This window comes from Sphingomonas sp. (genome assembly GCF_019746665.1).
Classification (GTDB): domain Bacteria; phylum Pseudomonadota; class Alphaproteobacteria; order Sphingomonadales; family Sphingomonadaceae; genus Sphingomonas.
In genome coordinates this window covers 163425-178529 of sequence record NZ_JAIERS010000005.1, presented here as the reverse complement: position 1 = coordinate 178529, position 15105 = coordinate 163425, and the positions used below count along the sequence as shown (strand labels likewise).

14 protein-coding genes are annotated in these 15105 nt (G+C 59.7%); 12 read left to right on the top strand and 2 right to left on the bottom strand.

All coding sequences use genetic code 11. From position 1 onward, the window contains the following. The first annotated feature begins 1 nt into the window (after window position 1). The 9 genes from K2X73_RS03755 to neuB all read left to right on the top strand — a co-directional run bounded on the left by K2X73_RS03755 (window position 2) and on the right by neuB (window position 10029). Entirely contained in the window at window positions 2–778 is a 777-nt protein-coding gene (locus K2X73_RS03755; RefSeq protein ID WP_294108694.1) for an imidazole glycerol phosphate synthase cyclase subunit, read from the top strand. Next, entirely contained in the window at window positions 778–1455 is a 678-nt protein-coding gene (locus K2X73_RS03750) for a hypothetical protein (protein WP_294108693.1), read from the top strand. The genes K2X73_RS03755 and K2X73_RS03750 overlap by 1 nt, the downstream gene beginning before the upstream one ends. Continuing rightward, window positions 1452–2843 (top strand): glutamate-1-semialdehyde 2,1-aminomutase, encoded by a 1392-nt coding sequence (locus tag K2X73_RS03745; RefSeq protein ID WP_294108692.1) that lies wholly within the window; start codon window positions 1452–1454, stop codon window positions 2841–2843. Before K2X73_RS03750 ends, K2X73_RS03745 begins: the two co-directional genes overlap by 4 nt. Then, the gene (locus tag K2X73_RS03740; RefSeq protein WP_294108690.1) at window positions 2843–3637 is read left to right on the top strand and encodes an SDR family oxidoreductase; all 795 of its coding nucleotides are present in this window, start codon (window positions 2843–2845) and stop codon (window positions 3635–3637) included. The genes K2X73_RS03745 and K2X73_RS03740 overlap by 1 nt, the downstream gene beginning before the upstream one ends. A 16-nt stretch (window positions 3638–3653) precedes the next feature. Then, window positions 3654–4871, top strand: coding sequence for a hypothetical protein (locus tag K2X73_RS03735; protein ID WP_294108688.1), 1218 nt, complete (start codon window positions 3654–3656; stop codon window positions 4869–4871). A gap of 6 nt (window positions 4872–4877) precedes the next feature. Further along, entirely contained in the window at window positions 4878–6299 is a 1422-nt protein-coding gene (locus K2X73_RS03730) for a hypothetical protein (protein WP_294108687.1), read from the top strand. A gap of 345 nt (window positions 6300–6644) precedes the next feature. Further along, the gene (locus tag K2X73_RS03725; protein WP_294108685.1) at window positions 6645–7934 is read left to right on the top strand and encodes a hypothetical protein; all 1290 of its coding nucleotides are present in this window, start codon (window positions 6645–6647) and stop codon (window positions 7932–7934) included. 200 nt (window positions 7935–8134) lie between these two features. Next, window positions 8135–8995 (top strand): NAD-dependent epimerase/dehydratase family protein, encoded by an 861-nt coding sequence (locus tag K2X73_RS03720; protein WP_294108683.1) that lies wholly within the window; start codon window positions 8135–8137, stop codon window positions 8993–8995. Between the two features lie 23 nt (window positions 8996–9018). Then, entirely contained in the window at window positions 9019–10029 is a 1011-nt protein-coding gene (gene neuB / locus K2X73_RS03715) for an N-acetylneuraminate synthase (protein ID WP_294108681.1), read from the top strand. 127 nt (window positions 10030–10156) lie between these two features. On the opposite strand, the gene neuC is transcribed toward neuB, so the two are convergent. Further along, window positions 10157–11359 carry a UDP-N-acetylglucosamine 2-epimerase gene (neuC, locus tag K2X73_RS03710; protein ID WP_294108679.1) on the bottom strand — a complete coding sequence of 401 codons (1203 nt, stop codon included), beginning with the start codon at window positions 11357–11359 and terminating at the stop codon, window positions 10157–10159. A gap of 92 nt (window positions 11360–11451) precedes the next feature. Here neuC and K2X73_RS03705 point away from each other — a divergent pair, with 92 nt between their 5' ends. Genes K2X73_RS03705 through K2X73_RS03695 form a run of 3 tightly spaced genes read left to right on the top strand, consistent with a single transcriptional unit; the run spans window position 11452 to window position 14137 of the window. After that, window positions 11452–12105 (top strand): acetyltransferase, encoded by a 654-nt coding sequence (locus K2X73_RS03705; RefSeq protein WP_294108678.1) that lies wholly within the window; start codon window positions 11452–11454, stop codon window positions 12103–12105. After that, on the top strand, window positions 12102–13577 hold the full coding sequence (locus K2X73_RS03700; RefSeq protein ID WP_294108676.1) for an aminotransferase class I/II-fold pyridoxal phosphate-dependent enzyme: 1476 nt from the start codon (window positions 12102–12104) through the stop codon (window positions 13575–13577). Before K2X73_RS03705 ends, K2X73_RS03700 begins: the two co-directional genes overlap by 4 nt. Window positions 13578–13585: 8 nt before the next feature. Further along, entirely contained in the window at window positions 13586–14137 is a 552-nt protein-coding gene (locus K2X73_RS03695) for a sugar transferase (RefSeq protein WP_294108674.1), read from the top strand. Between the two features lie 300 nt (window positions 14138–14437). Here the strand turns inward: K2X73_RS03695 and K2X73_RS03690 are convergent, their stop codons facing one another. Continuing rightward, window positions 14438–15046, bottom strand: a complete 609-nt coding sequence (locus K2X73_RS03690) for an FKBP-type peptidyl-prolyl cis-trans isomerase (RefSeq protein WP_294108672.1) — start codon at window positions 15044–15046, stop codon at window positions 14438–14440. Between the last annotated feature and the right edge of the window lie 59 nt (window positions 15047–15105).

The following is a 15105-nucleotide window of genomic DNA, read 5'->3' as shown; positions in this document are numbered from 1 at the left end:
CATGCTGAAAAAGCGTATCATTCCAAAGTTTCTGATCCGTGGCGGGCGGCTCGTCAAGCTCCGGCGCTTCGACGACGATCAGCGTGAGGCCGGCAATCCGGTTTCGACTGCCAAGGTATATGACAGCTACGGTATCGACGAACTGATCTTCCTCGATATCGACGCGACACGGGAAGGCAGGGTGGTCGCATCTTCGGTCATCGAACGTGTCGCCGAAGAGGTTTTCATCCCGTTCACCGTCGGCGGTGGCGTGCGCAGCTTGGACGAAATCGAGGCGCTGCTGAAAGCCGGCGCCGACAAGGTGAGCATTAACTCCGCTGCCGCTGCTGATCCGGGCTTCGTTACCCGTGCCGCCAGCCGCTTTGGCGACCAGTGCATTGTCGCGTCGATTGATTATCGCCAGTTGTCCGACGGTAGCCGCCCCGTTTTCGCGGCGGGTGGACAAACCGCGGTCGGTCAAGATGCGATCGACTGGGCACTACGCCTGCAAGACGCCCATGCCGGAGAGATCCTGCTTAGCTCGATCGACCGCGACGGCATGATGACCGGCTATGATCTCGACCTGATCGCCGCCCTTTCCGATCGCTTGAACGTGCCGTTGATCGCCTCGTCCGGGGCGGGAAGCCTGGCCGATTGCAAGGCGGCGCTCGATGCTGGGGCGTCGGCGATCACGATTTCGTCTATGTTCATTTTCACCGATCATTCGCCGATCAAGGTACGCACTTATCTAAACACCAATGGCGTACCCGTACGCAGCCAGAAAGGCAGCCGCTCCTAGTGCTCCAGCTGCGCGCATCGTTGCCTGCAGAGCGGCTCGCAAGCTTGGCCGCGCGCCAGTGCAACAACGTTTTGCCCGACGGCGAGGATGTATCGCCAGACGATCTGATGTCAGCGATTCCCGCCGCGCTGGGAAGGTTGGAGTATTGCTTTCAAGCTATTGATAATAAGTATTTTTTTGACGGCCAGGCAGCGGTTTTCAATCACCTTCACGGTGATCAATATTGCATGTGGCTGTATATCTTAAGCAACGAGTTGTACCGGCAAGGTGCGCCGTCGTCGCTGTCCGCCAAGCTCTTTATGCTGAACAAAGCGCTTCATGGCTGCGACATTTTTTATGAGGTGACACTGCCAAGCATTTTCTTGGTGGTGCATCCGCTCGGAACCGTGCTTGGGCGCGCGAACTACGGCGATTACTTTGTCGCTTATCAACGCGTGGGCGTAGGTTCGAACCGCGATGTTTATCCTACCTTCGGCAAGCACGTGACACTGCGCCCGGGAGCGGCGGTACTGGGTCGTTCCATGATTGGTGACCATTGCCAAATCGCCACCGAAAGCCTGGTGCTTGACCGAGATGTACCCGCCGGCACGCTTTACATCGGCCGGCCACCTGCCGCAGTGGCGAAGGCCAATTCCGCCCCCTATCCGCTTTGGCGCCATCAACGGGTAATCGCATGACAGACAGCCGTTCGAACACTAAAGGCGACTTTGCCGCGCTCCGCGCCCGGCTCCACCGGGCGATCCCGGGCGGTGCGCACACCTATTCCCGCGGTGACGACCAGTTTCCCGCCATCGCGCCGCCGGTGCTGGCGCGCGGCAAAGGCGCCTATGTATGGGATACGCAGGGCAATCGGTATCTCGATTACGGCATGGCGCTACGGGCCGTCACTATCGGCTACGCCGATGAGCGTGTGAACAGGGCAGCGATCGCGCAAATCGATAACGGCGTGAACCTGACGCGCGCATCGACGATCGAGTTGGAAGCCGCCGAACGTCTAACCTCGCTGATCCCCAGCGCTGAAATGGTGAAGTTCGCCAAGAATGGCTCGAACGTGACCACCGCGGCCGTCAAGATCGCGCGCGCCTATACCCGGCGACGCTATGTCTGCGTTCCCCGGCAACACCCATTTTTTTCGTTCGACGATTGGTTCATCGGCACGACACCCATCCAGCGCGGGGTAGATGCGCCGCAGGTATCGTCCACCTTGGTGTTCGACTATAACGACATGGCGAGCCTTGAGGCGTTGTTCGATGCCCATGGATCGGAAATCGCCGCCGTGATGATGGAGCCGGCAACGCACATTCTTCCCTGTCGCGGTTGTGCAACGGTATCGAACTGGCCCGCCACGTCCTGCGCCGCTTGCCCCAACGCCGCCGGCAATTTCCTGCATCGCGCGCGGCACCTCGCGCATCGCCATGGCGCACTGTTCATCCTGGACGAGATGATCACCGGCTTTCGCTGGAATTTGCGCGGCGCCCAGGCCTTTTTCGGGATCGAGCCCGACCTTTCCACCTTCGGCAAGGCGATGGCGAATGGGTTCTCGTTGGCCGCGGTCACCGGAAAGCGCGAGTTCATGAAGGTCGGCGCAATCGACGAGCCGGGGATGGAGCGTACCTTCCTCCTGTCATCAACCCATGGTGGCGAGATGCCCGCCTTGGGCGCGTTCATCGCTGCCACCGAGATCAACGAAACCGAGGATGTGGCGGGGCATTTGTGGGCCTATGGCGCGCGGTTCCGCGCGGGTTGGGAAGATTGTGCGGCAAGGCATGGCCTGGCGGATCATCTTGTGCTTGAAGGGCCGGCGGTCGCGCTGAATTACGTGACGCGCGGCGCAGACGGCGCCCCCTCGCCCGCTATGCGTACGTTGCTCGCTCAGGAAATGCTCAAGCGCGGCGTGATGATGCCGTGGCTCGCTTTCGCGCAAGCACATGGCGCCGACGAGCTAGCTTTGACCCTGGACGCATTGGACGGGGCCATGGCCGTTTATGCCAACGCGCTCAGCGATGGAATCGACGGGCTGCTTGAGGGGCCCGCCGTAAAGCCCGTCTTCCGGTCGCATAACTGATGGATAATCGGCTCGATGGGCAAGTCGCCGTGGTCACCGGCGGCGGCGGCATTCTTGGACGAAAGTTTTGCGCGCGATTGGCAGATGCTGGCGCGCAAGTAGCTGTCGTCGATCTTTTTGGCGACGCGGCCGAAGCTGTCGCGAGGGAAATCGGCCACGGGGCGACGCCTTTCACATGTAATGTCGCCGATCCGGATTCCGTGCGACGCTGTGTGGATGCCATCGTGGACCGTTTCGGCCGGATCGACATTCTCGCGAACAACGCGGCGACCAAAACCGGTGACGTACGGGCCTTTTTCACCCCTTTCGAGGAATATCGCCTCGAAACCTGGCGGGAAGTCATGTCCGTCAACATCGACGGCATGTTCTTGATGGCCCAGGCAGCCGGCGCGGTGATGGTTGCCGGCGGCCGCGGTGGTGCGATCATCCAGACCTCGTCCATCTACGGCCTGGTTGGTCCCGATGCGCGCATCTACGAAGGCTCGGACTATCTGGGCGGGCCGATCAACACGCCGGCCGTTTACTCCGCCTCGAAGGCAGCGGTGATTGGACTTACCCGGTGGCTCGCCACATACTGGGCGCGGCACGACATTCGGGTGAATGCGCTGGTGCCCGGCGGGGTTTCGTCGGGTCAAAATGGTGTATTCGCTGAACGCTACGCGGCGCGCGTGCCGCTGGGCCGCATGGCGACCGCTGACGAGATCGTCGAACCCTTCCTGTTCCTTGCCTCGCCGGCTTCGCGTTACGTGACGGGACAGGTGCTGGCCGCCGATGGCGGCTGGACGGCGTGGTAGACGCAGCCCTATCCCAATGTACCTGGTTACGATCAAGTTTCTGGAAGTACTCTCCCGCGCCCTGTTCGTGGTAGGAACCAGCTACTCGCTTAGCTTGGGTGGTGCCGGACAGTTTGGCATTACGGCCACTTGGATTGGGCTGTTCGCTTTCGCTTTCAACTGGGAACGGCAGGTGGACATTCAGCGCCGGCACGCCGGCGATTCTGATGCGGTGTTCGACCGGGCGGTAAAAGTCGCCCTCCCCTTCTGGGGTTTCAACCAAGTGATAATGATGCCGCTGTTCCTGCTTGTTGTGGGCGGCATGGCAAAGCTCACGCCCATGCAGTTGGGATTGGCGGCGGTGATCGTCAGCTGCGAACACGTTGCCAATCAAACCTATCAGATGGCCCTGATTTCCAACCGCTATACACCCTTTCTGGCGATCGTCGCGGCAAAGAACGTGGCGGTGCTGCTCGCGGTGCTGCCCTATATCCTGTTCTTTCCAAGCCGGCTGACACTGGACTATGCGCTCGCGAGTTGGGCGATTGGGCAAGCGGTTTGCGCAGTTGCCGTTTTCGGGCTGTGGCTTCACCGGCGACGCCCCGCGCCTGTTGACGATGGATTGAACGGTTGGCAACGGGTGTTCCGCCAACATCGCGCCTCCTTCACCCATTTTCAGATCGGGCTTATTGCAATTCTGGCACTGCAAAGCGACCGCCTCATTATCGGTTGGCTGTTGCCTATCGAACAGACAGGGATTTATCTTCGCCACATTCTAATTGTTTCCTTCATCTATCAGTATTTTAATGTTGCCTCATACGGTCGGATTATGCCGCGAGTTTTTGCCGCTGCGCAGGAGGAAGACGACGCTCAGCTATTTCAGCGCGTACTTCCAGAAATAACTCATGTTATATTGGTAGTATCCTTGGCATTCGCGGTTGGCATTTGCGTCGACGTTGTCACTGGCGGCCTGATCACGCAGCGCTACCATCTTTCGCTGATATATGGGGGTGTTCTCACCCTTGGCGCCCTGCTTCGGGTCGTTGCCGATTTCGTTGGCATGATTGCCAATGCACGGATGCGCGAGGACGTCATTCGGCGCCAGCAGCTGATCGCGTTCTCGGTGGGCAGCATATTGCTGGCGGGCGGCGTATACCGCTTTGGCATTGTCGGCGCCGTCATTGCCACGCCTATAACTTCCGCGATCTATCTGTTCCTAATTCAGCGCGCGGTCCGCGCCTTTTCCGAAAGCTAATAACGCATGAGCCCTCCGGCCCATCCTGGCACCATTCTGATCTATTCAATTCACAACAGCGAAGCCTGGTGGCGCGCTGTCGGCAATGCGATGGGGTTCGAACATGCGGTGCTCGTTTCCGACCTGCGCGGTGAAGGGGATCATAATCTCGTCGACCCCTTCTACAACGCCTATCGACGCCATTACCGCAGCGCCGCCACCTCGTCCCCGCTTGTGCCGGCGGAAATCGTTGAGACAGCGATTGCGCGATGCCGTTTGCTGCGCTGGCTCCCCCGCCGGCGCGCAATCGCGATGGCCCTGGCGATGGCAGAGGCGTGCGACGCCGTGCTGGACGCGGTGAAGCCTCGGGCGGTCGTTAGCTGGCCGATTGATCGCTACGTGATGGACATGCTCGAATATCGCGCGCGGGCGCGAGGTATTCCCTATTTCGAGGTGACGGCCAGCGCCATCGCCTCAATGTCGATGCTGCTCTACCGTGGCCGCCTTATCACGACGCCCGATCTCCCTGATGCGGCAACGGTAACGGCACGGGTGAGCGAAATTGCAGATCCACTGTTCACGCCCGCATATGTACAGCGGCAGCAGCGCTACTCGGCGTGGCGCTGGCTCAAGACATTCTCCTACTTTAAGCTGCGCGGGGTGGCATTCTGGCTGATCTCGCTGCTGAAGCGCGATCCGCTCAACCTTCACTACATGGATGCCCAGTCGTTCCTTGGCCATAAGCCGAGGTTGGGCGACCTGCGGATCCTGCGGCTGCTAGACGCCGATTGGCAAACCAAGATCGCCGCCTATCCCAAGGAAAAACGTCTATTCCTTGCGCTACAGCTTTTTCCTGAAGCATCGATCGATTATTGGATCGACGATCTGGATCTGGTCGATCATGAAAATATGCTGGTGGAGACCGCTCAGGTGTTTAGCGCGGCGGGCTATTGCGTGATCGTGAAGGATCATCCGCTGCAGTTCGGCTTTCGCCAGTGCGCGTTGATCGATCGGTTGAAGGCGCTGCCCGGCGTGGTGATGGTGCCGTATGAGGTAAGTGGCAACGCATTGCTGGCGCAGGCAGGTGTCACTTTCACCTGTACCGGCACGCTGGGCATGCAAGCTGCTTTGCTGGGGCTCAAGGCGATTACCACCGAAACCTACTTCACGACGCCCGATGACTTCATCTTCGTGCGGACGCGGAGCGACATTGCCGATCTGCCTGCACGGGTGGAAGCGACCCCGCCGGTTACCGATTTGCCGGCCCGCCAACGTCGGATCATCACGCATTTGCTGCAAGGCAGTTTCGCCGGCGAGTTCATGTCGTTCAAAGGCTATCGTGCCGACAGCGCCGATCCCCGTGTGCCGGCATTGGGCAATTCACTGGGCGAGAGAATAGCGGCATTGCTGGGCGCTGGGGAGGTGGCGATGAAACAGGGGGAAGGGTAATTAAGCTCGATCTGGCGATGGGGTGCCCTCTTCCAGATACGGCTCTCAGCCGAGGGCACACATCGACCCGTATCGTCCAACAGCAATTTGCAACCGGGGCTCCTTGCGTTAAGGGCGAGCGTATGACTGACCGTCCCTTGGTAGCTCGCCCAATCCAGAGACTGCCTACTACACCTTCGCGAACCGATTTTACGACCGACTCGAGCGACGATGGGATCCGCCATTTTACCGGCGTCTATTGGAATTGAACCTTGTCATTCTGGACCCTATTCGGGGTGTTGAATTGCCGAAATCAGCGAAGAGCTCGCATGAATTTGAGCATTCCTGTGATTACGGAGTGAATCAGTGGGCGCACATCCAGCAACATTGATGATTCGCGTTTGGCTGTTCATAGTGGGTGCATTCGTCATTTTGCCGTTTCATTTAACCGGCAGAACTATGAGTTTATACGGCAACTTTATGCTGGCGGCATTAATTGCAACCTTCTGCATAGGTAGTCTTATAGTTGCCGCTCCCATGAAGCGTAACTCATATGCACCCAATATAGCTATCAATTTTCATATTACCGATCGGCTATTGCGGGGCGCATCGATCATAGCCAGCTTTTTATTCGCCATAGAGTTACTACGTGATAACTATGTTGACCTTACGGCAGCATATTACGAGCGGAGTGACCGTGTTACAGCGACGCTCTCGGGAACAGGCGAAGGGGCTGGTCTTTTATTTCAGATTGCCTTTTTGCTATATCCTTCAGCTTATTCTTATCTCGTCAGAGAGATTGGTTTTTCGCGTAAGATATCTGTATTTCGATTGATCGGCTTCGGAATTGTTCCTCTTGTTATGGTTTCGCTCGTGTTGGGCGGAAGGGCACCTCTTGCGGTCGGTATATTTATCGCGTTCCTCGCCATTGGATTGCGCCAGCAAATCTATCCCCGAACGCACGCTGCTGGAGGGCGCTCAGGCCGTAACGTCGGTATCTACATAGCGCTTGGCCTAGTAATGCTCGTTGCGCTCAATTATTTTTCTCAAGTATTCTTTGTTCGCGCCGGTGGCGCGGAAAACGTGGGCGCGGCTTTTGATAATGCTGCATATAATTGGGGAGTTACCTTTGAAGGATATTATGCAGATGTATTAAAATCTCTCATAGGCGAAGGGAATCTGTACCTCGTATTTGTTTTCACGTGGTATTTGGTGCAGGGTATCGTAATATCGAATGTTATATTTACGGATTATGGTGGCCCTCCTCATTTCGGCGTGTACGGCATCGATCTTGTGACCGCCACCATGCGCCGACTGGCCCCCGGTTTTGTTGCGGACCGTTTTCAGCAGTTGCTTGATCTCAACGTGTATGGATTCTTACCGTCCGCATTTGGGACCGCTTTTGTGGATTTCCGTTACTTCTGTTTTATTTTTGTTTTCATATGGGGATTACTTGCGGGGTTTGTTTATCGCCGAACGCGGGACGGTCGCGATCCACGATGGCTAATTATGGCACCCTTCATCAGCCTCGGCATTGGCTTTAGTTCTGTTAACACGCCGCTTGGCTTTTCCAATGGCCTTGTTAGTCATATCTGGATGCTCATTGCGTTTCTCTCAGCCCGTACCGTCCTTATTCAAAATCCTCGTAATGTTTAAATTTTGGACTGTTGTTTTAGACAAATGGGAATGTTTGGACTAATGCCTTAATTGGTTTATAGAAAAGTCTTTCAACCGATGTCGTCAGACAAATAGGTCATTAGATCGTGGGGAGTATCGATGTATTTCGATGACAATCATCTCAGCATGGCAGGTGCCGAACGGTTCGTCGGCGTCATGCGCCGGCAGGGCCTGCTGCCATGACGCTGTTAGTCACCGGCGCTGCGGGCTTCGTCGGAGCGGCGGTTTGCCGGCTGGCACGGCAGGCAGGCCGCGACGTTCGCGAAGCAACCAGGGCGAGTGTCGGCGAGATCGGCCCTGATACCGATTGGGGCGCCGCGTTGGAAGGCGTGGATGCCGTCATCCACTGTGCCGCCCGCGCGCATGTTCTTGCCGATACGGCAGACGATCCGATGGCTGTGTTTCGCTCGGTTAACCGCGATGGCACGCTGGCACTAGCGCGCGCCGCCGTGGCCGCTGGCGTGCGGCGCATGGTGTTCGTCTCGTCGATTGGGGTAAACGGCGCACGCACCCAGGGTCGCCCGTTTCGCGCTGACGACGAACCTGCGCCACATTCGCCTTATGCGGTCGCCAAGTTCGAAGCAGAGCAGGGTCTCGCCAAACTCGACGGGATAGAGACCGTTATCGTCCGGCCACCACTGGTGATTGGGCCGGGGGCGAAGGGCAATATCGGCCTGATCGCCGGCTTGCTGCGCCGTGGTATTCCGCTGCCGTTTGGGGCGATAACGGGCAACCGCCGGGATCTGGTTTCGCTGGAAGTGCTCGCCAAGTTCCTGCTGCTGGTTGCGGATCATCCCAACGCCGCCGGGAAGACGTTCCTTGTCAGCGACGGGATCACGCGATCGACGGCCGATCTCGTCCGCGCCGTCGCCGCTGCGGAAGGGCATCCCGCACGGCTTCTGCCGATCCCTGCGGCAGCCCTCGATCTGGCGCTGAGGCTGACCGGACGCACAGCCATGCGTGAACAATTGCTCGGCGATTTGGAGGTCGATATAGGCGCCACACGCAGCGAACTCGATTGGACGCCTCAGGCGCGCTAGCACCTAATTTCAGGGGGAATACCATGCCTGTTTTCATTATCGCCGAAGCCGGCGTTAATCATAACGGCGAGGTTTCACGCGCGATGGAAATGATCGATGTCGCCGCTCACGCGGGGGCGGACGCGATCAAGTTTCAAAGCTTCAACGCCGACAAGCTGGCCAGCAACTTGGCCGAGAAAGCCGCATATCAGAAAACCGAAACCGGCGATGGCGGCCAACGGGCCATGCTGAAAGCTTTGGAGCTTTCGGACGTCGATCATAAGCTGCTTTTCGACCATTGCCATGCGCGCGGCATCGAATTCATGTCGACGCCGTTCGACGAAGATGCCGCGGACATGCTGGTTGCACTGGGCGTTAAGCGGATCAAGATCCCGTCGGGCGAAATCACCAACTTGCCCTTTCTGCGCCATCTGGCACGCAAACCTCTACCGCTTATTCTTTCGACCGGGATGGCGACGCTTGGAGAGATCGGCGAAGCGCTCGAAACGATCCGCGAGGTTAGAGGCAACACAGATGCAGTGACAGTCCTGCATTGCACCTCGAATTACCCTGCCGATCCAGCGGAGGTGAACTTGCGCGCGATGACCACCATCGCGACTGAAACCGGCATGGCGATCGGCTATTCGGACCATACCCTTGGCCTTGCCGTCTCGACCGCCGCGGTCGCGCTGGGGGCGACCGTTATCGAGAAACACTTCACGCTTGATCGGGCGCTGCCGGGGCCGGACCACCGCGCGTCGCTGTCACCGGAGGAGCTGCAGCAACTGGTGGCACAGATTCGAACGGTCGAAGTCGCCATGGGCTCGGCGGAAAAGGCGCCCACCCCAAGTGAAATCCAAACCAGCAAGGTCGTCCGTCGATCGGTGATGGCCCGGCATGATCTGGCCGCGGGCGCGATCGTTCAGCTCGAGGATCTCATTCTCCTTCGACCGGCAACGGGCATCGCCCCCAAACACCTCGATCAACTTCCCGGTAGGCGCCTGACGCAAGCAGTTGGAGCGGGCGAGCCGCTGACTTGGGACATTCTGGCCTAGCGCTAGGCAATGCCGCGGTCGGATAGGCCATCAGACCGACGCTCGACGCCGTCGGGTCGACCTTCTCCCGTCCGCCTTCCAAGCCCGGGCGATCGCATCGAAGCGTCCCGCCTTGACGATGAAAAACCTAATAGCTGTTCAATTTCATCAGCATCTCCGGGGGCAATGGCGTTTCCGACAAGATGCGGCTGATCCGGTGGGCGGCACTGCCATCGCCATACAGGTTCACGCGCGGATAGCGGCCATGCTGGCGAATTCGCGCCAGCGCCGTCGTGATGGCCTCGCTCGCACAAGGCACGTCGATCACATTGCCGTTGCGCTCACGCAAATTCTGGCGTGAGCCAACGTTGATCACCGGCGTGCCGAACGTCGCCGCTTCAATGATCCCCGAGCTGCTGTTCCCGATCATCACGTCAACCGTCGCCATCGCGGCGATGAAATGCGGGCGGGGCAGATGGGTTTCTATCCGAATCCAAGGTGCGCCTTCGACGGCGCGCAGGGCGGCGCGCACATCATCGCTGCCGGCATCCGAATTCGGCATCAACGCCAAGGTTTGCAGCCCTCCGGCTTGGAGGACGGCCAGCAATCGCTCTGTATCGGCCCGCGCGGTTTGCGTCTCGTGCAGAACGGGGTGATAGACGAAAAGCGCCAACGGCAACGCCGGGTCGAAGCCGTATCGAGCGCAATATTCGGCGCGGGATGGGCATGGCGCGTCGGCAAGGCCATCCAAGCCCGGAGCACCGACGGCAAAGATGCGATCCTCACGTTCGCCCATGCGGATCAGCCTTGCCCGGCTGGCCTCGGTCGCGGTGAAGTGCAGATGCGAAAGCTTCGAGATGGCATGGCGGACCGGCTCGTCCACCGTGCCGGAAAGCTCTCCCCCATGAACATGGGCGACCGGAATGTTGAGATGGATCGCGGCAATCGCACCAGCCAGCATTTCACCCCGATCGCCCAATAACAGCACGATGTCGGGGCGGTCGCTCGCAAGCACCTGGGTGAACCCAATCAGCGAATGGCCGATATTCTGGGCCATGGCCGCGCCGGTCGCCTCGTCTAGCGATACCGGAACCCTGCCGCAAACCACCAGGCCCGACTGCTCGATCTCGTCAACGGTGTGCCCATAAATGGAACTCAGGTGCATCCCGGTGACGAGTACCGAAAGATCCAGATCGGGGCAGGCAGCCATCGTCAGAAGTGTATGGCGCATCAGCCCGAAATCCGCCCTAGTCCCACTGACATACACGATTTTGCGCAACGTCCGCTCCAAACGGAAAAAGCCGGGGCCTGATGTGTCGCAGACCTTTGCGCGGCCTATACGAAAGGTCATCGCGGGCGGCCAGCGGCAATCGGAACGATCGGGTTGTCTTTGAGCGCCGTTCCCCGCTAAGGCAGCCGCGCGAGGGGACGGAGGATCAGCGCGTGCACATCGTTGGGCCGACAGAGGCGACGCTGCCGGCTGGTTCTTCAATTACCATTCTTGGAGCCGGTGGCCATGCTAGTGTCGTGGTCGACGCTTGTCTGCGCGCCGGCATGTCATTGGAAAGATTGCTTCTTCGCGATGCCGTTCCCGACATGCAGGTCTTCGGCCTGGTCGCAGAGGTGCCGGAAGTTACGCCCGCGATCATGGGACAGCCCTTTCACGTTGCCGTGGGCAGTTCGGCCGCGCGGGAGAAACTTACGGTTTTGGCGGTCACAGCTGGCGCACAACCTTGCGCCGTGCTCCATCCGGCGGCGATCGTGGCGGAAAGCGTCGCCATCGGCGAGGGCGCCTTCGTCGCGGCGTTGGCGGTAATCGCGCCCCGCGCGACGATCGGGGCGGCGACCATCGTCAACCATGGCGCGGTCGTCGAGCATGACTGCGAGATCGGGGATTTCGTCCATGTCGCGCCGCGCGCGACGTTGGGCGGCGGCGCCCGTGTCGGGGCGCGATCGTTGATTGGCACCGGCGCGGTCGTGCTTCCCGGGGTCACCGTTGGCCCTGGAACGACGATCGGCGCCGGCGCGGTCGTCACGTCGCCGGTGTCAGGAGGCACCTGGGTCGGCATACCTGCCCGTAGAATGGAACAACAATGAAGGATTTGAGCGGCATAACGACAACCCGCGTAGCGACCATTCGCGATGCACTGGCCATGATCGATGGCAGCGGGCACGGCTTGGTTTTGCTGATCGACGCCGAGGGGCGGTTCGAGCGGACGGTCACGGACGGCGACTTGCGTCGCCTGCTCCTGAAGGGTCTGCCAATGGATGCGTGCCTAACCGAGCTTCCAACGCTCGCTTCGCTCGTCATCAACGAACGGGCGTCAAGACGCGACGCTTTAGAACTCATGGATCAACGCCAGATCAATCACCTGCCCGTCGTCAACGACCACGGACAAGTGGTGCGCGTGATTGAGCGGCGCGACATTGAAAAGCCGATCCTGCTCTCAACCCCGCATATGGGCGATACCGAACTCGCTTTTGTGGAAGAAGCCTTCCGAACCAACTGGATTGCGCCGCTCGGTCCCAATGTCGATGCGTTCGAACGGACGATCGCGGACATGACCGGAGTCAGCCATGCAGCCGCGCTCTCTTCCGGGACGGCCGCGATCCATCTCGCGATGGTGCTGCTCGGCGTAGGCGCCGGGGATACCGTATTCTGCTCCAGCTTCACCTTTGCTGCCAGCGCCAACCCGATCGTGTATCAAGGAGCTATCCCCGTATTCATCGATTGCGAGGATAGCAGCTGGAACATGTGCCCCAAGGCGCTGGAACGTTCGCTGGCGAAGGCCAAGGCACAGGGTAAGCTTCCCAAGGCGGTGATCGTCGTCAACCTTTATGGTCAAAGCGCCGACATGGATCCGATCCTGGCGCTGTGCGACGCGTATGGCATTCCGGTGGTGGAGGACGCGGCGGAATCGCTGGGCGCAACGTACAAGGGGCGCCAGAGCGGGTCGTTCGGTAAACTTGCCGCTTTCTCCTTCAACGGCAACAAGATCATCACCACCTCGGGCGGTGGGATGTTGCTCAGCGATGATGGCGATCTGATCGCCCGAGCCCGCTTCCTGTCCACCCAAGCGCGCGATCCCGCCCCGCACTACGAACACAGCGTGATCGGCTATAACTACCGCATGTCCAACATCCTCGCGGGGGTGGGCCGTGGGCAGTTGCAGGTGCTCGACGAGCGCATCGCCAAGCGGCGTGCCGTTTTCCAGTCCTATGTCGATGGGTTGGAGGGCGTTCCCGGAATCACCTGGATGCCTGAGCCGGCGTGGAGTTTTTCGACCCGCTGGCTGTCAACGTGCACGATCGATCCCACCGTTCACGGCCTGACGGCGAAAGCGATCGTAGAGCGGTTGGCTGCGGAAATGATCGAGGCTCGGCCTCTGTGGAAGCCGATGCACCGGCAACCGGTGTTTGCCGGGTGCGACTACGTCACCGCGGACAATGAGTCGGTGTGCGATCGCTTGTTCGACACCGGCCTGTGCCTGCCCTCCGGCTCGAACATGAGCACGGCCGAAGTGGACCGGGTCATCAACGCATTGCGAAACATTCTGGGCGCAAAATAATGCCTCGGATGATTGATGTCGTTTTGGCGCTAGCTGCCTTGATCGTGTTCGCTATTCCGATGGCGTTAGTCGCGATCGCGGTGAAGCTCACCTCGCCCGGACCGGTTCTTTACTGGTCACAGCGCGTTGGCCGCTACAACTGCCTGTTTGCGATGCCAAAATTCCGCTCGATGCGGATCGACACCCCGGCACTGCCGACCCATTTGCTGCGCGACGGCGAAAGCTGGCTGACGCCGATTGGCGGATTTCTGCGCCGATCAAGCCTTGATGAACTGCCGCAGCTTTGGTGTATTCTGACGGGGGACATGGCAGTCGTCGGCCCGCGTCCGGCACTGTTCAATCAGGACGATCTGGTCGCGGCGCGGACCGCCCAAAAGGTCCATGAGTTACGTCCGGGCCTGACCGGATGGGCACAAGTAAACGGTCGCGATAACTTATCGATCCCGGAAAAGGTCGATTACGACGCTGAATATCTGCGCCGACGCTCCTTCGGATTTGATATGATTATTATCTGGAAGACAATAAAGAAGGTGTTGGGAAGTAGCGATATCTCCCACTAGGCAATAATGCCATCAATGTCGGCGCGGGATGGTCTTCTTGATTATGGTTCAGACCCGGGCCGGATGCTCTTCTCATCTCGGATGTGATCTTGGCCGGATAGAAGACGCGGAATGTCGGTTCTGGATGAGGGCGCACATACAATCAGTCTCGCGCGCCTGCTACGTCAGTACGTTCGTCGGAGCACCACATAAGCCATTCGTTTCCGGCGACATGGCCTCAATTGCTGAACCGAGTAATCCGGGCGCCTGATGCCCTAGGGCGCTCGATGCCATGGGGTGCGGTAAGCGGCCCCGTCGCGTTCAGCGTGGTGCCCCCGCCCCGCCCTGCTCTTGCAGCCCCTGCATCTGCTGCAATGCCCGCATCTGCTCCGCCCGCTGCCGCACCACATCTTGCGGCAGGAAGTCGATCATCTCGACATCGAAAATCAGCACCTGGCGGGCGAGCTCGGCCGCCTTGCCCTGGAGCGGCGGCGCACCGGCCGGGCGCGGGGCGCCATAACCGAGCGTCGGCTTGATCCAGAAGCGATACTTCGCCCCCTTCTTCATCAGCTTCACCGCTTCGCCAAAGCCGGGAACGACATCGGTCGGCGCGAAGGGCGTCGGCTGGGGGGATCTGTCAAAGGTGCTGCCGTCGGGCAGTTTGCCTTCGTAATTGACAAGCACCACGTCGCTATCGGTCGGCGTGGTCGTACCGGCACCTGGGCGGAGCACTTTATATTGAAGGCCCGAGGCGGTTTGCACCACGCCGGGCTGCTGCCGGTTGCGCGACAGAAAACGCGCGCTCGGATCGACGGGCACCGTCATCGCCGCAAGCGCGATGCCGCCCAGCACCGCGATGATGATCCCCGCCCACAGCATATAGAGCAAGCTCCGCTTGGTCGGCGGAATCGGCAAGGCGGTGACGGTCATCGCGGGCTCCCTTGAGGGCCGGGTACGGTGATTGGCTCGGATCGGTCGCGTTCGGGCAG

What these genes read in the sequence shown, in the direction of transcription:
- K2X73_RS03740 (WP_294108690.1), top strand. Translation starts at nt 2,843, where the DNA reads ATGGATAATCGGCTCGATGGGCAAGTCGCCGTGGTCACCGGCGGCGGC.
- K2X73_RS03755 (WP_294108694.1), top strand. Translation starts at nt 2, where the DNA reads ATGCTGAAAAAGCGTATCATTCCAAAGTTTCTGATCCGTGGCGGGCGG.
- K2X73_RS03720 (WP_294108683.1), top strand. Translation starts at nt 8,135, where the DNA reads ATGACGCTGTTAGTCACCGGCGCTGCGGGCTTCGTCGGAGCGGCGGTT.
- neuB (WP_294108681.1), top strand. Translation starts at nt 9,019, where the DNA reads ATGCCTGTTTTCATTATCGCCGAAGCCGGCGTTAATCATAACGGCGAG.
- K2X73_RS03735 (WP_294108688.1), top strand. Translation starts at nt 3,654, where the DNA reads ATGTACCTGGTTACGATCAAGTTTCTGGAAGTACTCTCCCGCGCCCTG.
- K2X73_RS03730 (WP_294108687.1), top strand. Translation starts at nt 4,878, where the DNA reads ATGAGCCCTCCGGCCCATCCTGGCACCATTCTGATCTATTCAATTCAC.
- K2X73_RS03700 (WP_294108676.1), top strand. Translation starts at nt 12,102, where the DNA reads ATGAAGGATTTGAGCGGCATAACGACAACCCGCGTAGCGACCATTCGC.
- K2X73_RS03745 (WP_294108692.1), top strand. Translation starts at nt 1,452, where the DNA reads ATGACAGACAGCCGTTCGAACACTAAAGGCGACTTTGCCGCGCTCCGC.
- K2X73_RS03695 (WP_294108674.1), top strand. Translation starts at nt 13,586, where the DNA reads ATGATTGATGTCGTTTTGGCGCTAGCTGCCTTGATCGTGTTCGCTATT.
- K2X73_RS03690 (WP_294108672.1), bottom strand. Translation starts at nt 15,046, where the DNA reads ATGACCGTCACCGCCTTGCCGATTCCGCCGACCAAGCGGAGCTTGCTC.
- neuC (WP_294108679.1), bottom strand. Translation starts at nt 11,359, where the DNA reads ATGACCTTTCGTATAGGCCGCGCAAAGGTCTGCGACACATCAGGCCCC.